Raw genomic sequence first — 23,217 nt, forward strand, 5'->3', positions numbered from 1 at the left:
GCGTCTTACGCTGCGCTCCGGTCGCCCCAAATTCGGGCGTTTGCTGTTGAATAATATGGAAAGGTTTATATGGAATTTGATGTAACAGTAATTGCGTCTTTGATTGGGGTTGCTGGCCTAGCGTTTGCCGCACTATTAAGTAGCATCGGATATCTTTATCGAGGACTTATTGAGTCAAAACGTAGTGCAAGGAAAGTACTATATATTTTGCTAGAAATAAGATACGCACTTAGTGCATCACTATTTAACGCAGATAAATCTAAAAATGAATATATTCGCCACTATGCTGATAGGCTTAAAGCAAAGGGGATTGAAGTTAATCGAGAAGATATTGATGCGCAAATAGGATCAATGATCGAAAATCACTTTAATAGTCTTGCGAAGGCCGCGAAAACAGATATTAAGGAAAGGCTGATTCAACCTTTTGAAGAGGCGCTATCCGAGTTGTCCCAAATTTCACCAGTTTTAGCTTATCGTCTTAGAGGTAAGGAAAAGCTTGAATTAATTGCAAAGCTAAACTCTTCTTATTTAGATTCTTTTAAAGACAATTTTATCGATGGTATGGAGGCCGAGTGGGCCAAGTTAGCAATAGTGGAGTTCGCCGAAGAAATAGAAAATGAAGCTATAAAATCTTTGTCAGGAAAATTAGACCAAGAAGTGATTATTTTATCAAAGCGTTGTGGTTGGAAAGACAGCTATGAATGTAGAAGGGTGCTATCGGCCAAATTTGGAGAATTTGATAAAGAGGTGTTTTTAGAACTGGATAAGCTGATTGATAAGTTGATCAAGAAGATGACCGCGGCAGCAAACAAGTGACTATGGTCGCAAGCCAAGCTCTCAGGCCATTTTCACGTCCTAGTTAGTGTCGTTTTTGTCGACCAAGGGGGCAGACACCTTGAAACCCGAGCCGAACTAGGCAGTGGTATTAGTGTGGTTTATCTTGGTGGGAAGTTGGGTGCGAGGCGGACAAATTTGTAGGAACAAATTTGGGCAGCGTTAGCTGCCCCGAAGGGGTGAGTCACAGGGAGGTGACGAATCAATAATCTGAATAGCCTAAGGGCTATTACAACCCCTGCGGGGTTCACTCACATCGTCCTTGATGTTCGCCCGCTGGGAAGCTTCGCTTTGTTAATCGGCTGTCCTGCCGATTAATCGCTTCGCTTGTTTAAAATGCTGGCCGCATTTTGTCGAACCAGGCGGTGGTATTAGTGTGGTTCATCTTGGAGGGAAGTTGGGTGCGAGGCGGAAGTATCTGAATAGCCTAAGGGCTATTCATCCCCTGCGGGCTTCGCTTCGCTCGTATCTAAATGCTGTTCGCATTTAGTCGAACCAGGCGGTGGTTCTCATCCGGCCTCTGGCCGCCATACAAAAAAGCCCCGTCCGAAGACGAGGCTTTTGTGTATGGTGCCCAGAGGCGGAATCGAACCACCGACACGCGGATTTTCAATCGGTTTTTGCCAACATGAGGCAATACTTAATGATATTGCTTGTAGCGGTTTTTATATATAAAACAACGATTTAGATGTGAAAGTATCCGGTTTAATTTTGTGCTGTGTTGTGCTTAATAGTGACGCCCGTGTGACATTTTTAATCGTATAAAAGTTTTTCGCTACTACTCGGTCTTATTAAGGTTAGCTCAATAAGAGAATTTTCATACTTTATGAACGCATTGCGCATCCAGCTAACAGTCAACTGTTTAGAAAAAAGCTCTTTCGCCAAGAGAATGTCTATTTCTGTTTTCCCGTGCGTGCCATTTGCAGTGCTGGTAGGCATTATTCCGTTCAAAAATGGGAATATTTCTGACAATGGTAGACAGAATAGAACTTGATGCGGCTCCCTAGTGAAAACAAAGAAGTGTTTATTGTCCCACTCCCACTCAAGTGTAGTGATATTGTCGTCACCAATGGAGATACTGCCAGCTATTGTTGTAGAAAATTCATTTAGGTAGTTATGATAGAACAAGAATGGTTCATTGGGTAACAGTGTAATGGTGAAGCTTTTTATATTGTGGCCGTTATTACTGAAATTGGTATTCACAGCAATTTCTTTGGGGTTTTTAATCCATGCCTCGATAGCCGAAATATCTACTTTAAGATTAAAGTATGTAAGCTTCGGAATTTGAATTTTTCGAAAAATACTCAACATAACAGCAACCCATGGTAAATATATAAAGGTGTCCTTCAGCAGGACTAGCGAACGCCAATTTAAGCCGCTAATTGGTCTTGCTATAAGTCTAATACATGTAATTCAATGTTGCTAAATGGGCCCTATAAAGGCCTAGTATAGACCTCTAGAGGGCCCACCAAAATTAGTAGCGTTGAAGGCTGAGCTTTAGCGGAGGAGTGATGGTTGGCTCAATTTCCAGTTTCCCTTTACATTCGTCAATTGGCAGCCATGCCAGAGCAAAGAGGCTGCATCGGTGCTTGCCACCCTGCCTCGTTCGGATTAGTAGCCCAGAATTTTCTAAGGCCTCAAGAGCACGTCTCATCGTTCCATTTGAATTCCAGCCTCGCCTTTCCATTAATGAAAGTGTAACAGCCAAGTCACCGTTATTGTGCCCATTGTACTGGCGAACTATATCTACAAGGAGCGCTTTAGAGGTGTATGGAAGGCTGATGTAAAGGGGTGAGTCTAAAAGTTCGTGAGTTAGCCGGAAAAAGGGCGGTGTGCCGCCCCTTCCTTTAGCTTTTTTTCTAGTCCTTGCCATGATTCGACCCCTTTGCGTTATAGATGTTAGAATGGTCGCGGCTCAGGAAGTTGTTATTGCTTTGCCTGTAGGGGGTTAAGGTTGCCTCATTTCCCTCAGTTCGTTTTTCGCGTACCTCTATTCGCTTGGCCTCCCACTCAAAAACCCTTTTTGAAAACTCTTGGCCGTCTCTGCCTGCAATCTGTATGTCGGAAATTTGCAATAGGTATACGAAGTAGCGCGCCTCCCTTCCCGTTGGATCAGTAGTATGGACAATTCTTTCTTGGCCAATAATAGGCCAGCCATATTCGTTTCTGAGGCGTTCAATTGGGCCTGCTAAACGGTAGGTGGCAGCGATGTGTTGAAAGGATAGGTGAGTTAGCCTTTGTCCGGCCAGCAGTCTGGCGAGAACCCTTGCAGGCATTTTCCCAACTTGGCTTGGATACTTCATATGCCGGACTCCTGTGCGGCTTGGCAATCCAGCCATGCCTCAAATTCATCGAGGTCGATGAGTATCTTTCTTCCCATTCTTTTTACGCAGACGGAAAATCCATTTTCAGCTGAATTAAAAATAAGCCATCGTATTGAGGCGGAAGTTATACCTGATTCAGGGTATAGATTGGGAAGTCGTTGAACGGTGCAGAGTCTTTTATGTGGCATTTGTATTTCCTCGTATTCATTATGCAGTCGCTGATTGTCGATTGCTGCTGAATATAATGCTTTTGAGGAAGTACAAATTCTAAGGGCAAAATGCGTTGATATTTTCGGTGGTTATTCCCCTTGACGCCTTCTTTCCCTTATGGCTCGCTTTATTCCTTCGTTTAACTTCTCTAAGGTTGCGGCGCATTTGGGAGTTCCCTCTAGAGCGTGGCCAATACATTCGCGTATGAATTTATTCCGGCTCCGCTTCTCGCAGTGTGCTGTGCAGCACTCATATAGGTCAATTAGACTGAGAATATATTGTTGAAGAGCTACCGCAGAGGTTGCCTTGTCGTTTGTTGACGTATATTCGTTTTTTGCAATGTTTGAAGCCTTGCATAATTTCTGACAAATATTTTCTAGTTTAGTTATCTCTTCCATGCTAATTAGCTCTGTTGACGCGATATTTACCCTGTGTTCAAGCGAGAGTTTTGGCAGTAAATCATTGAGCGTTTGAGCATTGAGAGCTATGTCTGTCAGTATTGATATTGATTCTGAATTTTTAGGCTTGCGCCCAAGCTTTCGTTTATCACTTACCAAGTCTCTTTCGTGTATTTCATAAGTTTTTTGGTGCTCATTTAGTCTGTCAGTTAAGTAATACTTGAATTCAATATATGAGCGATCCACATACAAACTGTTTTGTCTAAGGTCATGCATTTGTATTAGTTTTCCAACGAAGTCGGTTTTGTACTTTGCCCGAAAGCTATATGCTTTTATTGAGAAATCTCTGTGCTTATTCTGAACTGGCTTGTCATTCATCTCGCTGCCTAAATATTCCTTTATTCATTGATTCGAGCACTTTGCTAGTGTGTTGCTCTGACAAGTGTGCGTATCGTTTAACCATTGAAAGTGTCTTGTGTCCTAAGATATCTGCAATTTCTGCAAGAGATGCTCCATTCATGGCTAGATAGCTCGCTGTAGTGTGTCTTAGGTCATGAAATTTAAAGTTTTCAATCTCCGCCTTTTTTAAAGCTTCGGCCCACGGGATGCGAACGAAAAGTGGGGAAGAAGGTTTGCGCTTGCTGTAAAAGACTAGAGGAGTATCTATCCGCCTAGCTTTAGCTAGGTTTATTATTACTTCCTTGGCATGGCCAACTAAAGGAACAGACCTGCGCTCACCGTTCTTAGTGTCATGTAGGGTTAAATATCCTCTCTTGAAGTCTACATCTGCCCAAGTGAGCCCCATTATTTCGCCTTGGCGCATTCCGGTTGAAAGCGCCAAAACGACAATTGGATAGAGTTGTTTGCAGCTTGATGCTTTGCAGGCGGCCAACAACTTGTCGCGTTCGTCGTCACTCAAAAAACGGACTCTGCCTCTGGGTTCCTTAGGTTTTCGGACTTTGCGCAAAGGGTTGTCTTCTAGCCACTCCCATTCGTTTACGGCCGTTGTAAAGGCGTGAGATAAGGCGGCCATATATCTAACTACGGTGGCGGGTTGCCGTCCATGGTGGAGCTTGTCTCTGGCTTCTGCCAGCAAAGAGGGGGTAATGTCTGCAAGCGAGCGAAATCCTAGCTCTTGCTTCCACCAAAGAAGCTGTCTTCCCTGTCCATTCATGCTTTTAGGTTTGGTTGGCAATACTTCTCTTATGTATCGATCAATTAGCTCGGCAAGCGTTCGGCGCTTGGCTTCTGAGGTTTTGAAGTGCCGCCCTTCTTGAATGGCTGCCTCAGTTTGCTGAGCCCAGCGTTTCGCGTCTGTCTTTCTGTTGAATGTGGCGGTTTGAAGCGGGAACCCTTTTAGCCGCACTTGGGCTTGGTAACGTGTCTCACCGTTACTTGTCTTCCTTTCTCGTATGGTTGCCACGTGTTTACGTCCTTAACCTGACTGTCACAACAGACTACATTAACGCCTAATTTCCGGCAACACCGGACTAATAATCTCCGTGCTATAGGGGTCGTGTTCCGTTTAAATCCTAATAAATACAATGTGTTATGGAGTTTGTCGGTGCGTAATTTTTTGGCGTGTCACATATAGGGCGCAATTGCCGCCCAAAATGAGCCAATTCACGGCAGGTTAGGCGGGCATTTTGATAGCTAATTAGAATGGATGGGGCGGCGTTTAGTTGTCTTTGTTTGTGACACTGCTGTGACATGCCAGAAACTAAAAAGGCCCACAATTACTTGTGAGCCTTAAAATTAGTGGTGCCCAGAGGCGGAATCGAACCACCGACACGCGGATTTTCAATCCGCTGCTCTACCGACTGAGCTATCTGGGCAATCCCGCTTTCGCAGGAGGCGCGTATTAAACCCGCTGAGGGGGATTGAGTCAAGGCCGTGGCGGGCTTTTTTTTAGGTTGTTATTCAGGGGCTTATGGCGCTAGATCGTCTTTACTTATAGAGCTAGTTCACGCGGTAGGAGTCTGATGATGAAAGTGCGCGAGTTGTTGTCTGAATGGGAAACCACCACCCAGCGCTGGAAGGGCGAGGTGGATTACACGCTGAAGGTTCCGCTGAAAGATGCGGCGCGGTTGGAGGCGTTGGCGGCGCTTTATCCGGCGGTGGATAAGCAGACGTTGATCAATCAATTGCTGCACGCGGCGTTGGAGGAGATTGAATCGACCATGCCCTATGTGCAGGGCCCTAAGGTGGTGGCCCGCGACGAGTTGGGTGATCCGATGTTTGAGGATGTGGGGCTGACGCCCGAATATCTGCGCTTGCGCGCAGAATTTGCGGAAAAGCTGGCGCAGGCCAGCTAGTTCAGTCTTGATCGCTCGGGGGCACATAGCCCTCGGCGGCATCGTAGTCTTCGCCCGACAGGAATTTTTCCATCTGCTCGCTTAAATAGGTGCGCGCGGTCATGTCCATGAGGTTTAAGTGCTTTTCGTTGATGAGCATGGTCTGGTGAGATAGCCACGCCTGCCACGCCTGCTTGGAGACATCTGCATAGATGGCCTGCCCTTTGGGGCCGGGAAACGGCGGCATGTCCAACCCCTCTAATTCTTTCTGGTACTTTCGGCAAATGACTTTGCGGCTCATATTGGCTCCTTGTGCGTGAGGCGGCTGTTATATCAGAGTGGCTGGCGTGTCACCAGCGGGGCGCTAGATCAGGGGTTCCGCTTCGCTGAGTTCAGACAGCAGGCGCGTGACCGGCGCGGCCAGGCCGAGACTGCCGGGGGCGTCCGGTCGCACCCAACAGGTGGGGCGCTCGGCCACGGCGTCACGGGTGCGGGCCAGTTGGATTAACTGCGGGTGTATGTGCAGGTGATAGTGGCTAAAGGTGTGGCGCCAGCTGGGCAGCGTTTGGAGTTCGGCCACTGGGCCATAGTACTGTTCGGCAAACCCTTGGGCGCACTGCGCCATATCTAGCTCGGGGAAGCTCCACAGGCCGCCCCAAATACCCGTGGGTGGGCGCTGTTCTAGTAGCAATTGACCCTGCCCATTGCGCAACATGAGCAGTTGAACGGATTTTTCGGGCAGGACTTTGCGTGGCTTTTTGCCGGGCAGTTCCGCGATACGGCCCGTGGCGTATGCCACGCAACCGCCCAGCAGCGGGCAGCGTTCGCAGTGGGGTTTACTGCGGGTGCAGAGGGTGGCGCCCAGATCCATCATGGCTTGGGTGTAGTCGCCATTGCGCGCCGGCGGGGTGGCGGCTTCGGCCAAGGCCCACAAGTGGTTGGCCGTGGCGGTTTGGCCGGGCCAGCCGTCGACGCCGTGGTAGCGCGCGAGCACCCGCTTTACATTGCCGTCCAGAATGGCGGCGCGCTCGCCAAAGGCGATGGAGCTAATGGCGCCCGCGGTAGAGCGACCGATGCCCGACAGGCTAACCAGCTGCGCTACGGTGCGCGGAAACTCGCCGTTAAAGTCGTGCACCACTTGGCCTGCAGCCTTGTGCAGGTTGCGCGCGCGGGCGTAGTAGCCAAGGCCGGTCCAGAGGTGCAGCACCTCGTCGATGGGCGCCTCGGCCAGCGCTTGCACGGTGGGGAAGCGCGCCATGAAGCGCTCAAAATACGGAATGACGGTGGCCACCTGCGTTTGTTGCAGCATGATCTCCGACACCCACACGCGATAGGCGTTGATGTCCTGTTGCCAGGGCAGGTGTTTGCGGCCGTGCTGGTCGAACCACGCCAGCACGGTGTCGGCAAAGTGCGCCAGTTTTGTGGCCTGTGTTGCGGCGAGTGTTGCTTTAGTCATCCTTCTTTTGGCGCCCAAACAGTCCTTTCAACAGCTCCTTCGCCTCTGGATTTTTGTCCAGTTGCTTGTCGAGCTCTTTGCCCAATTTGCTTTTAACCTCGTCGCGATAGAGGTCTTCCAGCATGGCCAAATCGGGTGCGCAGGAGGTGGCGCCCAACTTTTCAAAGCGATCTTTGCAGCGCACGGGAATGTCGCGGTTTAGCAGTTTTTTATTGGTGATGGGGCAGTTGAGCAGCTGGTTGGCGGCTTCGTCGATGCGCAGATTGAATTTAAAATCGAGCGCGCCTTTGTTCAGGTCGACCAAGCCCAGCCCCGCCAGCGCCATGTTTTCTACACCGCTGTTCAGGCTCTTAATGTTGAGCGCGTTATTGGCGTACTGGATATTGGAGGTGAGCGTTTGCAGCTTGGTGGCATCGGCCCAGTTGATTTGGGGCATTTCTTGCTTTTGCGCCAACATCGCCAATTGGCAAATGCTCTTCTCCAAATTCATGCTGTGCAGCAGCATTTCTTTGCTGGTGAGCTGAATGTCAGCGGTCATGCTATCCACCAGTGCCGTGCTGGTGGCACCGGACGCATTGCCCGTGGCCACAACCCCGCCGTTGCCCGACACCAGCGCCGGCGCATCAAAATCTTTTAACAACGCCTGTAGCGGCATTCTGTCGCCGGTGGCTTTAAAGGTGAGCTTGGCGGTGTCTTTGCGGGCGTCGAAAACGGCATTGGCGTTGAGTGGCCCGTCGTGCAAGAGCGCATCGAAGCTTTTCAGCGTGATCACCCCACCCTTAGCGTTGGCGTTGGTTCTTACCTGTTTGAAATTCAGGCCCTTCACCGACAGGGTATCGAACTTGGCGAGCAGCTTAAGGTTTAGGCTGCGCAGTGCCTCGAGCGGCAGTGCATCGGGGTTGGCGGCCGGCTTGCTGGCGGCTTTCTTTTTGCCGGCGGCACCCTTGCTGGCAGCGGGTTCCGGCGGTGGCAGGTAGTGATCTAGGTTGATGGCGTCGCCCTGAATGTCCACCTCGATGGCCACGGTGCTGAAATCGCGAATGCCGGCGGTGCCGGTGATGGTGGTGTCATCCACGGTGAGGGTCATGGGTGTGAGGCTGAAGGTCTTATCGGTACCGGCAAAGGGTGAGCGCAGCGCCACCTTGTGCAGGGCCTCGGGTGCGGCCATGGGCGGCAGCGGTGTGCCCATGGCAACCATCAATTTTTGCAGGTTGGTGGGTGCCAAGCTCAAGTCGCCGGAATAACTCAGGCCGCTGTCGGTGGCGCGCCCCAGCAAGATGGTGGCATTGGCCGCAAGTTCTACCCGCGCTTTGGTGGCGCCCTGCTCTAGCACTGTGGGCGCCTTGAGGTTTTCAATAATGATTTGGTCGAGTTTGGCGGGCACTTTCAGCTGCATGTCGGCGCTGGTGTTGCCCATGAGTGTTGACGCCTCGGGGCGCTGGAGCTTGAAATCCGAGCTGAAATTAACGGGAAAGGCGGTGCCGTCCAGCTTCAGTTGAGTCAGCTCGGCCGACAGCGCCGATAGGTGCAGCTTTAAACCCTCGGCGTTTTGAAAGCGTAGATCGCTGTCATTTAAGGTGAGGCGATCGAGCTGCAAATTTTGTTCGAGATCAAAGGCCGGTTGCTCGGCTTGCACGTGGCGCGTCTGTGCCTGATCGAAGTCTGTGGCCAGGGCGTAGCGCAGTTGCGGCTCGACCGAGGCGCCAGCCACCTGCCCCAAGTTCTGCCAATTGCCACGGCCCTTTTTGTTCACCTTTAAATCGATCTTGGCGCCGGTGAGGGTAATGCCATCGATGATAACTTGGCGGCTCAGCAGCGGCATCATTTGCAGTGACACGGCAAAGTGCTCGATGGCGGCGATAGTGGCGTCCGGCTTGGCGGGGTCTGCCACCGATACACCGTTGGCTTTGATGGCGAGGCGCGGCCACAGCTGCCATCCCAAGTCGCCGTCGATGCGCAGGGCAATATTTTGGCGCGCGGCGGCGTCTACCATGTGGGTTTTGTATTTGTTGGGGTCGAAGGTGAGCACCAAAGCCACAACGGCGGCGACCAGCAACACAATCAGCACTAAGAAGACTTTCAGAATACGTACCACAATAACCTCCTGGACATGGGACATCGTGCGCGCAGTGTAACGCACTGCATCAGCATAGGTGGTGTTCTAAAGTGGATTGTCGGGCAGGCAGGGTTTTTTTTGCCTAAATTGTTTGCACGCCTTGGCAATGCCGCTAGAATGCGCGCTTTTCCACTATAGGAAACAGGTGATCATTATGGGAAACAAGACTCCTCTCTTCGAGACCCACAAGGCCATGTCTGGTCGCGTGGTGGATTTTGGCGGCTGGGATATGCCCGTAAATTACGGCTCTCAGGTAGATGAGCACCACAAGGTGCGCACCGATGCCGGCATGTTCGATGTTTCCCACATGACCATCGTGGATGTCACTGGCCCACAGGCCAAGGCGTTCTTGCAAACACTGCTCGCCAACGACGTGGCCAAAATAGAGTCGGCCCCCGGCAAAGCGCTGTACACCGGTATGCTCAATGAGGCCGGCGGCGTCATCGACGATTTGATCGTCTACTACATGGGCGACTGGTATCGCACGGTAGTGAACTGCGCCACGCGCGAAAAAGATCTGGCGTGGATGAACAAAGTGGCCGCGGATTTCGATGTGGCGCTCACCGAGCAGCCGCAGCTGGCCATGGTGGCCGTGCAAGGCCCGAACGCCATCGCCAAAACCCAGCAGGTATTGCCGAAGGCCGCCGAGTTGATTGGCGGTTTGAAAGTGTTTCAAGGTGCGGCCTACGGTGACTGGTTTATCGCCCGCACGGGTTACACCGGTGAAGACGGCCTAGAGGTGATGGTGCCGGCGACGGAAGTGGTCGGGTTCTGGCAGGCGCTGGCTGAGGCGGGCGTACAACCTTGCGGTCTGGGCGCGCGCGATACTCTGCGTCTAGAAGCCGGTATGAATTTGTACGGCGCCGATATGGATGAAAGCGTCTCGCCGCTGGAAGCCAACATGGCGTGGACTATTGCCTGGGAGCCAGCTGAGCGCAACTTCATTGGGCGCGCTGCGTTAACCGAGCAAAAGGCAGCGGGCGTCAAGCGCAAACTGGTGGGCCTGGTGCTGGAAGAAAAAGGCGTACTGCGCGGCCATCAAAAGGTCATCGTAGAGGGCTGTGATGAAACCGGCGAAGTGACCAGTGGTACTTTTTCACCAACCTTGGGTTATTCTATCGCCATGGCGCGCGTACCGGTTGAAGTGGGCGACACATGTCTGGTAGAAATGCGCAACAAACAAGTGCCCGTGAAAGTGGTTAAGCCCAGCTTTGTCCGCAACGGCAAAAAAATATTCTAATTGGATGAAAACTAAGCGGCGCGCCGCGACGAGGAGCTTCACATGAGCGAAATTCGCAAAGAACTGAAATACATGTCCAGCCATGAGTGGGCGCGCATTGAAGACGACGGCACTGTAACCGTAGGCATTTCTGACCACGCGCAGGAAGCACTGGGCGATGTGGTATACGTAGAAACGCCCGAAGTGGGTTCGACCGTCAACGCCGGCGAAGAAGCGGGTGTGGTTGAATCAGTAAAGGCCGCCTCTGACATCTTCTCGCCCATTACCGGTGAAGTGATCGCCGTCAATGAAGCCTTGGAAGATGCGCCAGAAACCGTCAATAGCTCGCCCTACGATGACGGTTGGTTCTACAAAGTGAAGCCAGCGGATTTGACCGAGTTGGACGACGCCTTGGACGCCGACGGTTACGCCGCCGCCTGCGAAGACGAGTAAGTTTTCAGTAGTCTCTAAAAAAGCCCGCACTCGCGGGCTTTTTTGTGTGCGAAAAATATAAGGCAGCTAAATTTCAAGGTCAATTTGACGCACAAATTGTGCATTGCCGCCGGCCATGAGTGAGTGAATTTCGCTGCCCTGCTTCTCCAGTTGCACTTGAATAATGCTGGGCGAGGCAGGCGTCATAAATTGCCCTTGTTCAATGAAAAACTCGGTGTCTGGCTGGCCCAACTGCTGTGACAGATAGCACGCGAGCGGTCCTGCAGCCATACCGGTTGCGGCCTCCTCATCAATGCCAAATCTGGGAGCGAACATTCGCGTAGTCGCATGGCGGCCGGCCACCACAGTGTCGCTGCTGAAGAGGTAAAACCCCACCAGATTCAACGACTCTGACAGTGCCTTGATGGCTGTCAGGTCTGGCTTAAGCTCGGCGAGCCAACGAGTGTCGGATAGCCCTAGTACAAGAAATCCATTGCCCGTATCTACGCGCATTGGCGCTGCAATAGTCTGTCCAGCATCGATTCCGAGCGATTGTAACGTCGACGCTAGATGTGCATCGATGGCTGTGAATTTTGGCGACCTTTGTTCCATATAAGCCTCGTCGCCCCGCAATAATACTCTACGCGTACCGTCGATCGTTTCTTTGGTAAAGTCACCCTCGCCCAGTAGTTCCTGCTCTCTAAGGTAGCGAAAGGTGGCGATTGTCGCGTGGCCGCAATGTGGAATCTGACGTGTAGGTGTAAAGAACTCTAGCTTGACATCGGCGACGGCGGAGCGCGAAACGAACGCCGTTTCTGAAAGCTTTGCTGCGTGGGCAATGGCCAGTTTCTGGTCGTAGGTCAGGTGGTCTGCGTTTAGTACAACGCCCGCGGGATTCCCTCCGCGATTCTGGTCTGTGAATGCGTTGACTTGGGCGACGGAGATTTTCATAGCGAATTCCTGAATGGCTTGATAAGTCTCAAGGTTAGCGAGTTAGACCATGCTCTAAGTCAAGCCTTTTAGTTTTTTAAGTTTGTGTTCGGTGACTTCCAAGTAGTGCTGGATGTCTTGTTGTTGTTGCCGCAATTTTTCAGCGTGCAGAGCTAGTATTTGTGACATTGTGTTCTGATCTTGGGCTCTAAACGCGCTGGTGTAGGCCCTGATGCTAGCAAGCGACATGCCGGATTTTTTTAAGCAAATGATCCAGTTGAGGAGCTCTACGTCGCCGGGTGAGTAGGAGCGATGTCCACTGACATCTAAGCCGGGGTTAGGTATCAGGCCTTGCTTTTCGTAGTATCTAATCGTGTGGGTGCTGATAGACAAGGCTTCGCTTACATCACCAATTTTCAATAACTTACCCTCTTAGAATTGATGGGCTCATTGTGAATGTGGGTGCTTGGACAAATTGTTTTCCAAAATATGGGTATCTATGCCGTCCAATGACGTTTGGTTTTTGTCCGCCCAGTAGTCTTGAATTCCTTGTTTGCCCTTGCGCTCCGCCCAGTCCTTTAGCAGTGATCGATCGCCCATATAGTCGTATAAAGGCACCGCCATACCGCAGGAGTTTTGCACTAAATCCACAGAGAGATCAAAGATCTGACGCGCGCCCGCCATGTCGGGGAAGTGGCCAATCAGCGCCGCCCAGTCTGCGTCTGTGTGATGAATAGCGCGGGCCTGACCGTAGAGCCGCAGGATATTAGGTTTGCCCTCAAAGGCGGCAAACATCAGCGTCATGCGGGGGTGTGACTGCACGTGTGCGGCGGTTTCATTGCCACTGCCAGTGACGTTTAACCAGATGACCCGGTTGGGCCCAAGCACGCGCAGTGAATCCATGCCTTTTGGGGAGATGTTTACCCGGCTGGTATCGGTGGCGGTACCCACAAAGAACAGGTGCTGGGATTCAATAAATGCGCGATTCTTTTCCGAGATGTGGTCGTATTGTTGGCCCATGTCGCCATCCTTGATTGTGGGTTTTGCACGCTCGGTGCCGTTACGAAGGTCTAAGTGCACGCTCAAGCGCTAACGGCTTCAGTGGCACTAGTGGGCTCAATAGTAGCGCACAGGCTTATTGCGCCATGACCCAGCCAGAATGACAACCAAATTTTCGTTTATTGGTAGGATTGTTTGAGCGCGTAATTACCCCCAAGGTTTGGGCAATTAGGTCTTTTTGGCCGAGCTTAACGTGATTATGAGACGCCTTAGCCGCCGTGCTTGTGGTTGTGTACGACTGCCCAATATTGCCGGTCGGTGGGTGGTCTATAGTAGAGAGGTCCCCAACAGTTAGGTTGCCCTATGCCCGCACAAAAAGTGTGCTTTTGTTGTTGTTTGTGTTTATTCGCCGCCAGTGCTTGGGGCGATTTTCGTGTAACTGTGGTGGATGTTGAGGGCAAGCCCGCACCCGACGTGGTGGTATTGGCGCCTAGCGTCAAGTCTGAGCGCCCGCCCGCCCGCGTCACCATTGACCAGCGAGATATGCAGTTTGTACCCCATGTGATTGTGGCCCCCTTAGGTGAGCCGGTGCATTTTCCCAATAGCGATAAAACGCGCCATCAGGTGTATTCATTTTCGGCGCCCAATAATTTTGAATTGAAGCTCTACCGCCAACAGGATGCGCCGCCGGTGTCTTTTGCCAGTGAAGGTGTGGTGGAGCTGGGTTGCAATATCCACGACAGCATGAAGGGCTACATTTTTGTTACGCGGGTATCCAGCCACGGCGTGACTAATGCGCAGGGCTTGGTGAGCCTTCCAGGTGTAGTGAACTATCCGACCGAGCTGCAGATTTGGTATCCCGCGCTGGGCAGTAAATCACCTAAGGCGGTTGAGTTGCAGGCAGATGGTGTGCTCACACTCGATCACGCTGTACAGGCATCGGTAGTGAACAAGCCCTCGTCCTTGCGCGATCGGCTACAGCGGTTTAAACGCCAAAATGACTAGTTTTCGCGCACGCCTACTGTTGGTTTTTATTGCGCTCCTTTCGCTGACCTTGGTGGCGATTACTTGGGCGGTATTTTCGGCGACGCAAAATGCTGGTCACGTTTTTGCCAACAATGAATTAGATGTGGCCGAGCGCGTATTCAAACGCCTGATTATTGAAGATCGCGGCCAACTGAAGACGCGCGTGTCGCTACTCTCCGAGGACTATGGGTTTCGTCAGGCCGTGGCCATTGGCGAAGAGGAAACGCTGATTACCGCATTGGCGAATCACGGAGAACGCGTGGGCGCAGAGATGGTACTGTTGACCGACGGTGAGGGCCGCGTAAAGCTCAGCAGCCACGACCTCACTTTGGTGCAGCCGTTCATTGCGGTGCGCATCGCTGAGGGCACCAGTTTTGATTTACTTGTGCAGGCCGAACAGCAGCTGTTTCAATTTGCCATGGTGCCTGTGCGCGCACCCAGTCTTATAGGTTGGGTGGGCTTAGGCTTTCCACTTAAACCTGCATTGTTGGAAAATTTTAAATCGATTACGCGCGTGGATGTAACCATGATGTTGGCCGAGCGCGCCATACCGGCATTATCCACATTGCCGGCGGCAGCGGGTCAAAACAAACCGATAGCGCAATCTAACGTGCATTCATCGGATCTTATACAGCGCGATTGGTTGACGCGAACCCTTGCCTTTGAAGGTGAAAATGCTGGCGATATCGTCGCGCTGCTGACGGTGCCCTCTTCCGATATTAAAGCGCAATTCAATCAGCTGCAGCAGCGCTTAATTCTCATTGCCGCGCTGGCGTTGGTGCTGGTTGTGGCCGCAATTTTCCGTATTGCCAATGGTTTGAGTCAGCCGTTAGCGACCCTGGCAGCGGCCGCTGACCGCATGGCGGCGGGCGACTATGATCGCCCAGTGCAATTGACCAGCACTGATGAATTGGGGTTGCTCGCAAATTCTCTCAATCGCATGCAAGCAGCTATTAAAGAGCGTGAAGCACATATTACTTTTATGGCCGAGCACGACGAGCGTACTGGCCTGCCGAACCGTGAAAAAGTGCAACACATTCTCGCTGATCTTTTTGCAGAGCAAACCAGTTTCACTGCAGTGCTCTTGCGGGTATCCAATATCAAGCGCCTAAATGATCTGTACGGCATATTGTTCGTGCAGCGATTTATGCCGTTGGTGGCCGAAAGATTAAAATCGGAAGTAACGGCTTGTGGCACCCTGGCACGATTGGGGAGTGACGAGTTTTTGTTAATTCTAACCGCGGGTGCGGTAATCAATCGCCAGGAAATAGAGATACTATCGCACAGTTTTTCACATCCATTTTCTCTCGATGGCGTACAGATTGTATTTGAAATGCGCGCGGGGGTTGTGGATTGTCCAGCTCAGGCAAGCAATTACGAGTTTCTAATTCGACGCAGTAATATTGCGCTGACAGAAGCAGTGCGCGCGGGTCAGAAATTTTATTACTACCAAGATGGTGCGGATGATGCGCATCTACGAAAACTACAAATTACTGCGCGGCTGCAACACGCAATAGAACACGGTAATTTTGAATTGTTTTACCAGCCTCAATTGTCACTGTTAACGGGCGAAATTGAAGGCATGGAAGCGCTCATTCGTTGGAAGGATGAAACCTTGGGTAGCGTTTTCCCCGATGAGTTCATTCCATTGGCTGAGGAGTCGGGACTGATTAGTGATGTTACCCGGTGGGTGGTCGGCCGCGTGCGTGAAGACTGTATGGCACTTGCCTCGACAGGCAAGCCCATCGAAATTAGTATCAATCTTTCCGCTAAGGATATTCTCGATACAGAGATGCTGGCGATGCTCACTGAGGCCGCGGTCAAGGATTTGCCGGCCGGTTGTAGCTTGGCCTATGAAATTACTGAAACCGCACTCGTCGCTGATGCACACGCGGCCCGAGAAAATTTGTTGTTGCTGAAAAACGCAGGCATCCACTTATCCATGGATGATTTCGGTACTGGATTTTCTTCATTGTCGCAGTTAAAGATGCTGCCCGTGTCTAAACTTAAGATCGATAAGTCCTTTGTCATGAAGCTGGCCAGTGACTGCGATGATCAAAATATTGTCGAGGCTATTTTGGGCTTGGCAAAGGCGCTCAAACTATCGGTTGTGGCGGAAGGCGTTGAAGACGCCACTGCCATGTCGATGCTAGATAATTGGGGTTGCCAGAGTATTCAGGGCTATCACCTTGCACGCCCCATGCCGGTAACTGAGGCGCTAGTGTGGTTGGAAAACTACCGGCAAAAAGAAGGTGAAATGGATAGAGATGTTTCAAACGGTTAACCGCACTAAGCAGTGGCTAGCAACGGCCTGCTCGAAAAATCTGACACAGTATTTGTTAAACCGGTGGGTTTAAAAAGGTACAAAAGGCTATGAAAAGTAACGCGTGGTGGCGCGCTTTAGTGACACGCATTTGGTTGCTCATATTGTTGATGTGGGCAGCGGGCGCGTGCGCGCAGAGCCGCATTTTGGCAACGCCAGGCGCAATGCAATTGGAGGGCAGCGCCGGCGGGGGATTAGTGCCCTGGGCTGTGATTGGCAGTTATGCCAGTGAGGATGAATGGGGCGCCTCGGCCGCGTTGACCGCGGTGCAGGTTAATGACTTTTCCTTAACTCAAGCGAGTGTTTTGCTGGGCTTCGACGAGCGCTGGGAAGTGAGCTACGCCCATCAAACCCTTAGGCTGGGCAACCAAGGCGCTGCGGATTTGGCGCAGGCAACGGCCGGCGCCTTTCCCAATTTGACCATTGAACAAGACATTTTTGGTGTTAAGGGTCGAATCACGGGCAACTTAATTTATGGTGCGCTGCCGCAAATCAGCGCGGGGCTGCAGTACAAAATAAACCATAATGCGGACATTTCGACACAGGTATTGGGCGCTAGATCGACGCGAGGTGTGGATTACTACGTGGCCGCCTCCAAACTGTATTTAGATGCGCTGTGGGGTCGCAATATTCTGGTGAATGGCACGCTGCGCCACAGTCGTGCCAATCAACTTGGATTATTGGGTTTCGGTGGCGATCGAAACAGCGCGTGGATGGGTGAGGTGTCGATGGCGGTGTTGCTTAATCGCCACTGGGCGGTGGGTGTTGAATACCGGCAGAAGCCCGATCTATTAAACAGTGTGCGCGAAGATGCGTGGGCCGATGCCTTTGTGGCGTGGTTTCCAAGTAAGCGCGTCACCCTGGTGGCAGCCTATGCCGACCTGGGCAATATTGCGCTCTGGGACGCGCAGCGGGGCTGGTACCTATCACTACAAATCAACAATTAACTGTTAAGCGATCATCATGGCTTTTTTGATGGGTAGAAAAACTGTATTGGGTTTTGTGTGTGGGCTGTTGCTGGCGTGCGCTAGCCAACCGCAACAAACCACCTTGTATCAGCGCATGGGCGGCGAGGCTGGCGTGCGCACTATCGTCGATAATTTTTTATATGAAGTGGGTGACAGTGCGCTCTTGCGACCGCTTTTCAATGACATTGACCTGCCTCGGTTTCGGACAAAATTGGCGGAGCAGTTGTGTGAAATTAGCGGTGGCCCCTGCCGCTATAGCGGTGACAATATGACCGAAGTGCATGCGGGTATGGCTATGAATAATCGGCATTTTGATGCCACCGTAACAGCACTTACCCGCGCTATGGAAGCCGCGGGTGTGGATGTGGCGAGTCAAAATGCCATGTTGAAAAAGCTTGCCGCGATGCACGGTGATGTGATGCGCGAGACAATTGCGCCTGAATAGTCACATCGAGACCCATGCTACACAGCGGCTTTACTCGGACCCATTAATTAATTGGCGCAACCTCAGGCTGGCTCAAGACCGATGGCGGCATCGGCATCTGTCGCTTGTTGTTTCGGTGCCTGTTCCTGAAACTCATTGCGCAATTTTTTTGCTGCCCTAACCATCACTTTTAGCGCCGCTTCGGTCTCTGGCCAGGTGCGGGTTTTAAGGCCGCAGTCGGGGTTTATCCACAGCTGTTGTGGTGGGATTTTTTCCGCAGCCCTATGCATCAGCTCGGCAATCCACTCAACTGTGGGGAGGTTGGGCGAATGGATATCGTACACGCCGGGGCCAATTTGATTGGGGTAGGTAAATTGTTCGAAGGCGTCGAGCAGCGCCATCTGTGATCGCGATGTTTCAAGGGTGATGACATCTGCATCTAAAGCGATGAGAGAATCCATGATGTCGTTAAATTCGGCATAGCACATATGGGTGTGAATTTGCGTGGTGTCTGCCACTTCTGCGCAACACACGCGAAATGCATGAGTGGCCCAGGCGAGGTACTCAGTCCAATCTTTTTTGCGCAGGGGCAAACCTTCGCGCAGGGCTGGTTCGTCAATCTGAATGATGCCGATGCCGGCGGCTTCTAGATCTTGTACTTCGTCGCGAATGGCCAGCGCCAGTTGCTGGGCGGTGCGGCTGCGCGGTTGATCATCGCGCACAAAGGACCAGCACAGAATGGTGTTGGGGCCCGTGAGCATACCTTTGACGGGCTTGCGGGTTAGGCTCTGCGCGTAGCGCGCCCACTCTAGGGTAATGGGTTGTTTGCGCGCTACGTCGCCGACAATGATCGGGGGTTTTACACAGCGCGATCCGTAGCTTTGCACCCAACCCCATTGGGTAAAGGCAAAACCCGTCAGTTGCTCGCCAAAATATTCCACCATGTCATTGCGCTCAGCCTCGCCGTGCACGAGTACATCTAGGTCTAACTTTTCCTGAACTGCGATGGCGTGTTGGATTTCGGCGCGCATGAGTTGGGCGTATTCTCGCCCGCTGAGTTTTCCTTGCTTGTGAAGTCGCCGGGCTTTTCGAATTTCGGTGGTTTGTGGAAAGGAGCCAATGGTAGTTGTGGGTAGCAGTGGCAATCGGAACTTTGCCTGTTGCAGTTTGTTGCGCTCAGCGAACTTGGTGGGGCGAAATGCGTTGTGGCTGGACAGGCGCTGGACGCGAGCCTGAACGTCCACTTGGTTGATGCGCGCGGAAGTGCGCCGAGCCGCCAGTGCGGCGCGATTAATTTTTAGTTTTTCGGTAACTGCTGGTGAGTGTGGCTCGGCCAGTGCTGCTTTAAGGGTGACGAGCTCTTCGAGTTTTTGCTGTGCAAAGGCGAGCCATGGCTGAACGTCCTCGGGCAGTGCGGTTTCCAATGTGAGATCCACCGGCACGTGTAACAGTGAGCAGGAGGGCGCTAACCACAGTTGATCGCCCAAGCGCTCGGCGACGGGGCGCAACACAGTGAGCGCTGCCTCCAAATCGGTAACCCAAATGTTGCGACCATCGACGATGCCAAGACTTAGAATTTTGTGGGGGCTCAAGCGGTCGACAATGCGCCCGATTTCCACACCGCCGCGCACGGCATCTAGGTGTAAGCCCGCCACGGGCAGTTGCAGCGCGACACTGAGGTTGTTGCCCAGTTCGCCAAAATAGTTGGCGACCAATTGTTGCAGGCCCCGAATTTGTAGGCGGTGGTAAGTGGACTCAAACGCTTGCTGCCAAGGGAGCGGCAGATCGAGTGAAAGTATGGGCTCGTCCATCTGTACCCATTCAGCGCCGGCATCGCGCAGGGCTTGCAGTAATTGGCGATACACGGGAATCAAATCATCGAGCAGCAATAGTTTGTCCGCATCGGGTCGCGCGCATTTGCCGAGCCACAAATAAGTGAGTGGGCCAATGAGCACAGGTTTTGCGTTGTGGCCCTGCGCAATGGCTTCGCGCGTTTCCTCGATAAGCTGGTGGTAGCTCAAGTGAAACGCTTGGTTTTCGGTGAACTCGGGTACCAGGTAGTGGTAGTTGGTATCAAACCATTTGGTCATTTCACTGGCGGCGTTGGTGCCGCAACAGCTGTTTTGAGCGCGCCCGCGCGCCACCCGAAACAGTGTGTCTAAGTCTATCGCTGTGCCGGGCGTATGGCCGGCGCGCTCGGGCAGCACTCCGAGTGTGGCAGACATCGTGAGCACTTGGTCGTACCACGCAAAGTCGCCCACCGGTACGAGGTCCAGCCCAGCTTGGCGCTGCCAGTGCGCCGCGCGCAGGGAGCGGCCCGTGGCCTGTAAGTCGGTGAGGCTGCTGTCGCCAGCCCAGTAGTTTTCCAGTGCGAACTTCAGTTCTCGTTGCGCACCGATGCGGGGGAAGCCCAAGTTGTGAATGCGTGCCATCTGATTGCCTTGTGAGGTGTTTGGTGTGAGTGGCAACATTCTCCGCAGGCTGATAAGGTGAATCAAACTGATTAACTTTCTATTAATTATTAATTATATTCATGTTGCTGTATGAACCTTGAAATTAGACAACTGAAAACCTTGGTGGCATTGCGCGAAACGGGGACCTTGGTGGAAGCGGCGCAGCGCTTGTGTTTGACGCAATCGGCGCTGTCGCACCAAATGAAGGAGCTGGAACACCAGCTCGGACAACCGGTGTTTGTGCGCAAGAGTCGCCCTATTCGCTTTACCGAGCCCGGTCAGCGATTGTTAAAACTGGCGGACACGGTGCTGGGCGCTCTGGCCGATGCCCAGCGCGATCTTCAAAAGCTGGTTCACGGCGAGGCGGGTCGATTGTTTATGGCCATCGAGTGCCACAGTTGTTTTAACTGGCTGATGCCGGTAATCGATCAATACCGACCACATTGGCCACAGGTGGAGTTGGATTTTTCCGGTGGCTTCACCTTTGAGCCGCTGCCCGCGTTGGCTCGCGGTGAAGTGGATGTGGTGATCACCACCGATCCACAGCCGCTTAAAGGCTTGGTGTACGAACCGCTTTTCGATTGCGAAATGCGCTTAGCCGTGGCGCCCGGCCACCCCTTGGCCAATGGCGACAGGGTGCAACCTAAACAACTGCAAGCGCAGACGCTGATTACCTACCCAGTCGCGCCAGAGCGTCTCGACATCATGCACCGTTTTTTACAACCGGCCGGCATCCAGCCCGAAATTCGCACTACCGAATTGACGCTCATGATGGTGCAAATGGTGGCATCGGGGCGCGGTGTTTGCTGCCTGCCCAATTGGGTTTTAGATGAGTACGCAGCGCAAGGGCAGCTGAAAAGTTTGGCGCTGGGCGACGGTATCTGGAGTCGAGTGCAATTGGCGATGCGTGCGGAGACGCGCGAAACTGCCTACGCTCAAGACTTTATCCGCATGGCGCGCGCCCATTGTTTTGCGCAGTTAAAGGGCATTCGGCCCGCACCAGTTGAGTGAGTTGGTCATTCATGAAGGAGCTTTGGATTCATGGTTAAACGACAAAAAACCAAGGCTAGCCCATGGCTATTAACCCTATTTGCCCTGCCCTTTGCCGGCGTGGGCTTGGGCTTTTTAGTGATGAGCATCATTCCATCTCTCTACGACAGCGTGGCGATGTCGACTTGGCAGCCTGTGCAGGCGCAATTGATCAGCGCGCGCACGCGGGTGCACCATGGCGATGACAGCACCAGCTACGAGGCCGAGGCCCGTTATCGCTATGATTTTCAGGGCACGGAATATGAGTCCAGTCGCGTCGGGATCATGGCCGGTGCCGACAACATTGGCCAATGGCAGGAAACCCGTGGCGCGCAATTGAATCGCGCACTGCGCGAAGGGCTTCTAATCACGGTGTACGTCGACCCAGACGCGCCGGAGGAAGCGGTGATTTATCGCGAGTTGCGCTGGGGCATGCTGGCTTTTAAAAGTGTATTTGTGCTGGTGTTTGGGGGCGTGGGGTTCGGTTTGATGTGGTTGGCATGGCGAGGCCAGCGAGCGGCGGCGGCCGTCGATGAGCAAACAGCCAGCGCCGAGCCTTGGCGGTTGCGCACCGAATGGGCGAACCCGGTGCGCTCGAATACTAAGCTCGGATTGATAGTGCTGTGGGTCTTTGCCGTAGTTTGGAACGGGGTGTCGGCACCGGTACTGTTTACGCTACCCGGCGAGATGGCCAAGGGCAATCAAGCCATTTTGTTTGCGCTGTTGTTTCCGATTATCGGCCTAGGTTTGTTGGTGTCGGCGGTGGTGAAGCTGCGCCAGTGGTTGCGCTTCGGTTCGGTGCCTTTGCATTTAGATCCTTGGCCTGCGTGCATAGGAGGCCAGCTCGCTGGGCGCATGGAGATCAAATTGCCCTATGATTCGACCCAGCGAGTGCACCTGCAATTGAGCTGTTTGCTCAGCTATTACTCGGGCAGCGGCAAGAATCGCAAGCGCACTGAAAAAATTATTTGGAGCGCTGAGGGTTTGGCAAACCTCGCGCCTGCAGCGCAGGGCAGCAGCATTCAATTTGCCTTTGACATTCCCGCAGGATTACCCCAATCCGAGCTGCCAAGTGAGCGCCATCACCTGTGGCGGTTAGAGGTAAATGCCGCCCTACCCGGTGCCGATTTCAATCAACAATACGAGGTGCCCGTGTTTGAAACGGGCATGGCGGCGTCCAGCCGCATCAAGTGCGCCAGCCAGCACCCGCTGATGCAAGAGGAGCGCGAGCGACGGCTGGAACGGCTGTTGAATATTCGCCAAATTGCCGACGGTGTAGAGCTTTATTATCAAATGGGTCGCCGCTGGCGCGGGCGCTCATTGGGACTGCTCGTGGGTATCGCCATGACCATAGGAGGTTGGTTTGCCCAAGCGAAGGCCGCGCCCCTCATGGTAGTGGTTTTGTTAATAGGTATTGGCCTGCTTATCGCCGTGGGTTGTTGCTACGGGCTGTTGAATAGCTACCGCGTCAAATTGGGGCGGCCGGGAATTTACACTGAGCGAAAGATATTGGGCGTGATGATCAGCAAGCGCTTTTATCCACCCGCCGATATTCAAGGCCTGGTGATAAAGGCCCACGGGAGCTCTCAAGTCGGCAATAAACATACGGAGCACTTTGTCATTGAAGCGCAGCTAAACAGCGGCAAACAGGTGCGGGTGGTTGAAGATTTGGACGGACGAGCGCTGACGGAACAGGCGCTAGAGGTGGTTACCCTGTTGAGCGGCTTGCCCAAAGCTCATGGCTAAGGTGTTTGTGGCCAGTAAATAAAAAAAGCCCCGCAT

21 protein-coding genes and 1 tRNA gene are annotated in these 23,217 nt (G+C 52.6%); 10 read left to right on the plus strand and 12 right to left on the minus strand.

Translation table 11 applies throughout. From position 1 onward, the window contains the following. Positions 1 to 69: 69 nt before the first annotated feature. Positions 70 to 816, plus strand: coding sequence for a hypothetical protein (locus FHS30_RS15630; protein ID WP_183911442.1), 747 nt, complete (start codon positions 70 to 72; stop codon positions 814 to 816). Positions 817 to 1,587: 771 nt separating this feature from the next. Here the strand turns inward: FHS30_RS15630 and FHS30_RS15635 are convergent. The 5 genes from FHS30_RS15635 to FHS30_RS15655 form a co-directional block, all read right to left on the minus strand. Further along, the gene (locus FHS30_RS15635; RefSeq protein WP_183911443.1) at positions 1,588 to 2,145 is read right to left on the minus strand and encodes a hypothetical protein; all 558 of its coding nucleotides are present in this window, start codon (positions 2,143 to 2,145) and stop codon (positions 1,588 to 1,590) included. Positions 2,146 to 2,693: 548 nt separating this feature from the next. After that, positions 2,694 to 3,137 carry a hypothetical protein gene (locus FHS30_RS15640; protein WP_183911444.1) on the minus strand — a complete coding sequence of 148 codons (444 nt, stop codon included), beginning with the start codon at positions 3,135 to 3,137 and terminating at the stop codon, positions 2,694 to 2,696. A 320-nt stretch (positions 3,138 to 3,457) separates the two neighbouring features. After that, positions 3,458 to 4,144 carry a hypothetical protein gene (locus tag FHS30_RS15645; RefSeq protein WP_183911445.1) on the minus strand — a complete coding sequence of 229 codons (687 nt, stop codon included), beginning with the start codon at positions 4,142 to 4,144 and terminating at the stop codon, positions 3,458 to 3,460. Beyond that, on the minus strand, positions 4,137 to 5,189 hold the full coding sequence (locus FHS30_RS17420; protein ID WP_183911446.1) for a tyrosine-type recombinase/integrase: 1,053 nt from the start codon (positions 5,187 to 5,189) through the stop codon (positions 4,137 to 4,139). The genes FHS30_RS15645 and FHS30_RS17420 overlap by 8 nt, the downstream gene beginning before the upstream one ends. A 336-nt stretch (positions 5,190 to 5,525) precedes the next feature. Further along, a tRNA-Phe gene (locus FHS30_RS15655) sits at positions 5,526 to 5,601 on the minus strand. 147 nt (positions 5,602 to 5,748) lie between these two features. Here FHS30_RS15655 and FHS30_RS15660 point away from each other — a divergent pair. Further along, on the plus strand, positions 5,749 to 6,081 hold the full coding sequence (locus FHS30_RS15660; protein ID WP_246341357.1) for a type 1 pili tip component: 333 nt from the start codon (positions 5,749 to 5,751) through the stop codon (positions 6,079 to 6,081). 1 nt (position 6,082) lies between these two features. On the opposite strand, the gene FHS30_RS15665 is transcribed toward FHS30_RS15660, so the two are convergent. From FHS30_RS15665 to FHS30_RS15675, 3 genes are all read right to left on the minus strand, one after another. Further along, the gene (locus tag FHS30_RS15665) at positions 6,083 to 6,361 is read right to left on the minus strand and encodes an oxidative damage protection protein (RefSeq protein WP_183911447.1); all 279 of its coding nucleotides are present in this window, start codon (positions 6,359 to 6,361) and stop codon (positions 6,083 to 6,085) included. Positions 6,362 to 6,424: 63 nt separating this feature from the next. After that, positions 6,425 to 7,516 (minus strand): A/G-specific adenine glycosylase, encoded by a 1,092-nt coding sequence (mutY, locus tag FHS30_RS15670; RefSeq protein ID WP_183911448.1) that lies wholly within the window; start codon positions 7,514 to 7,516, stop codon positions 6,425 to 6,427. Beyond that, positions 7,509 to 9,611, minus strand: coding sequence for an AsmA family protein (locus tag FHS30_RS15675; RefSeq protein WP_183911449.1), 2,103 nt, complete (start codon positions 9,609 to 9,611; stop codon positions 7,509 to 7,511). The genes mutY and FHS30_RS15675 overlap by 8 nt, the downstream gene beginning before the upstream one ends. Before the next feature lie 175 nt (positions 9,612 to 9,786). Here FHS30_RS15675 and gcvT point away from each other — a divergent pair, with 175 nt between their 5' ends. After that, positions 9,787 to 10,872: a glycine cleavage system aminomethyltransferase GcvT gene (gene gcvT, locus FHS30_RS15680; RefSeq protein WP_183911450.1), complete on the plus strand. Its 1,086-nt coding sequence runs from the start codon at positions 9,787 to 9,789 to the stop codon at positions 10,870 to 10,872. Between the two features lie 42 nt (positions 10,873 to 10,914). After that, positions 10,915 to 11,304 (plus strand): glycine cleavage system protein GcvH, encoded by a 390-nt coding sequence (gcvH, locus tag FHS30_RS15685; RefSeq protein WP_183911451.1) that lies wholly within the window; start codon positions 10,915 to 10,917, stop codon positions 11,302 to 11,304. A gap of 66 nt (positions 11,305 to 11,370) precedes the next feature. Here gcvH and FHS30_RS15690 read toward each other — a convergent pair whose 3' ends face one another. The 3 genes from FHS30_RS15690 to FHS30_RS15700 are packed head-to-tail and all read right to left on the minus strand — an operon-like array spanning position 11,371 to position 13,233. Beyond that, a complete protein-coding gene (locus FHS30_RS15690; protein ID WP_183911452.1) occupies positions 11,371 to 12,234 on the minus strand; it encodes a PhzF family phenazine biosynthesis protein in 864 nt (287 codons plus the stop codon). 54 nt (positions 12,235 to 12,288) lie between these two features. Beyond that, positions 12,289 to 12,633, minus strand: coding sequence for a MerR family transcriptional regulator (locus FHS30_RS15695; protein ID WP_183911453.1), 345 nt, complete (start codon positions 12,631 to 12,633; stop codon positions 12,289 to 12,291). Between the two features lie 27 nt (positions 12,634 to 12,660). Then, complete coding sequence (locus FHS30_RS15700) at positions 12,661 to 13,233, minus strand: pyridoxamine 5'-phosphate oxidase family protein (RefSeq protein ID WP_183911454.1); 573 nt, start codon at positions 13,231 to 13,233, stop codon at positions 12,661 to 12,663. A gap of 342 nt (positions 13,234 to 13,575) precedes the next feature. Between FHS30_RS15700 and FHS30_RS15705 the strand changes: the two genes are divergently transcribed. The 4 genes from FHS30_RS15705 to FHS30_RS15720 all read left to right on the plus strand — a co-directional run bounded on the left by FHS30_RS15705 (position 13,576) and on the right by FHS30_RS15720 (position 17,974). After that, positions 13,576 to 14,217, plus strand: coding sequence for a cupredoxin domain-containing protein (locus tag FHS30_RS15705; protein WP_183911455.1), 642 nt, complete (start codon positions 13,576 to 13,578; stop codon positions 14,215 to 14,217). Next, positions 14,210 to 16,522: a putative bifunctional diguanylate cyclase/phosphodiesterase gene (locus tag FHS30_RS15710; RefSeq protein WP_183911456.1), complete on the plus strand. Its 2,313-nt coding sequence runs from the start codon at positions 14,210 to 14,212 to the stop codon at positions 16,520 to 16,522. Before FHS30_RS15705 ends, FHS30_RS15710 begins: the two co-directional genes overlap by 8 nt. An 89-nt stretch (positions 16,523 to 16,611) precedes the next feature. Then, on the plus strand, positions 16,612 to 17,508 hold the full coding sequence (locus FHS30_RS15715) for a DUF3034 family protein (protein WP_246341359.1): 897 nt from the start codon (positions 16,612 to 16,614) through the stop codon (positions 17,506 to 17,508). A gap of 16 nt (positions 17,509 to 17,524) precedes the next feature. Then, a complete protein-coding gene (locus FHS30_RS15720) occupies positions 17,525 to 17,974 on the plus strand; it encodes a group I truncated hemoglobin (RefSeq protein ID WP_246341360.1) in 450 nt (149 codons plus the stop codon). Positions 17,975 to 18,036: 62 nt separating this feature from the next. On the opposite strand, the gene metE is transcribed toward FHS30_RS15720, so the two are convergent. Then, entirely contained in the window at positions 18,037 to 20,385 is a 2,349-nt protein-coding gene (gene metE / locus FHS30_RS15725) for a 5-methyltetrahydropteroyltriglutamate--homocysteine S-methyltransferase (protein ID WP_183911457.1), read from the minus strand. A gap of 111 nt (positions 20,386 to 20,496) precedes the next feature. On the opposite strand from metE, the gene FHS30_RS15730 reads away from it, so the two are divergent. Further along, entirely contained in the window at positions 20,497 to 21,417 is a 921-nt protein-coding gene (locus tag FHS30_RS15730; protein WP_183911458.1) for a LysR family transcriptional regulator, read from the plus strand. A 30-nt stretch (positions 21,418 to 21,447) separates the two neighbouring features. Beyond that, entirely contained in the window at positions 21,448 to 23,181 is a 1,734-nt protein-coding gene (locus FHS30_RS15735; RefSeq protein WP_183911459.1) for a DUF3592 domain-containing protein, read from the plus strand. The last annotated feature ends 36 nt before the right edge of the window (positions 23,182 to 23,217 follow it).

Source organism: Simiduia aestuariiviva (genome assembly GCF_014192475.1).
In the GTDB taxonomy this organism is placed as follows: Bacteria; Pseudomonadota; Gammaproteobacteria; order Pseudomonadales; family Cellvibrionaceae; genus Simiduia; species Simiduia aestuariiviva.

What these genes read in the sequence shown, in the direction of transcription:
- FHS30_RS15710 (WP_183911456.1), top strand. Translation starts at nt 14,210, where the DNA reads ATGACTAGTTTTCGCGCACGCCTACTGTTGGTTTTTATTGCGCTCCTT.
- FHS30_RS15715 (WP_246341359.1), top strand. Translation starts at nt 16,612, where the DNA reads ATGAAAAGTAACGCGTGGTGGCGCGCTTTAGTGACACGCATTTGGTTG.
- FHS30_RS15705 (WP_183911455.1), top strand. Translation starts at nt 13,576, where the DNA reads ATGCCCGCACAAAAAGTGTGCTTTTGTTGTTGTTTGTGTTTATTCGCC.
- FHS30_RS15700 (WP_183911454.1), bottom strand. Translation starts at nt 13,233, where the DNA reads ATGGGCCAACAATACGACCACATCTCGGAAAAGAATCGCGCATTTATT.
- FHS30_RS15630 (WP_183911442.1), top strand. Translation starts at nt 70, where the DNA reads ATGGAATTTGATGTAACAGTAATTGCGTCTTTGATTGGGGTTGCTGGC.
- metE (WP_183911457.1), bottom strand. Translation starts at nt 20,385, where the DNA reads ATGGCACGCATTCACAACTTGGGCTTCCCCCGCATCGGTGCGCAACGA.
- FHS30_RS15645 (WP_183911445.1), bottom strand. Translation starts at nt 4,144, where the DNA reads ATGAATGACAAGCCAGTTCAGAATAAGCACAGAGATTTCTCAATAAAA.
- mutY (WP_183911448.1), bottom strand. Translation starts at nt 7,516, where the DNA reads ATGACTAAAGCAACACTCGCCGCAACACAGGCCACAAAACTGGCGCAC.
- FHS30_RS15735 (WP_183911459.1), top strand. Translation starts at nt 21,448, where the DNA reads ATGGTTAAACGACAAAAAACCAAGGCTAGCCCATGGCTATTAACCCTA.
- FHS30_RS15720 (WP_246341360.1), top strand. Translation starts at nt 17,525, where the DNA reads ATGGCTTTTTTGATGGGTAGAAAAACTGTATTGGGTTTTGTGTGTGGG.
- gcvH (WP_183911451.1), top strand. Translation starts at nt 10,915, where the DNA reads ATGAGCGAAATTCGCAAAGAACTGAAATACATGTCCAGCCATGAGTGG.
- FHS30_RS15660 (WP_246341357.1), top strand. Translation starts at nt 5,749, where the DNA reads ATGATGAAAGTGCGCGAGTTGTTGTCTGAATGGGAAACCACCACCCAG.
- FHS30_RS15730 (WP_183911458.1), top strand. Translation starts at nt 20,497, where the DNA reads ATGAACCTTGAAATTAGACAACTGAAAACCTTGGTGGCATTGCGCGAA.
- FHS30_RS15635 (WP_183911443.1), bottom strand. Translation starts at nt 2,145, where the DNA reads ATGTTGAGTATTTTTCGAAAAATTCAAATTCCGAAGCTTACATACTTT.
- gcvT (WP_183911450.1), top strand. Translation starts at nt 9,787, where the DNA reads ATGGGAAACAAGACTCCTCTCTTCGAGACCCACAAGGCCATGTCTGGT.
- FHS30_RS15640 (WP_183911444.1), bottom strand. Translation starts at nt 3,137, where the DNA reads ATGAAGTATCCAAGCCAAGTTGGGAAAATGCCTGCAAGGGTTCTCGCC.
- FHS30_RS15690 (WP_183911452.1), bottom strand. Translation starts at nt 12,234, where the DNA reads ATGAAAATCTCCGTCGCCCAAGTCAACGCATTCACAGACCAGAATCGC.
- FHS30_RS15665 (WP_183911447.1), bottom strand. Translation starts at nt 6,361, where the DNA reads ATGAGCCGCAAAGTCATTTGCCGAAAGTACCAGAAAGAATTAGAGGGG.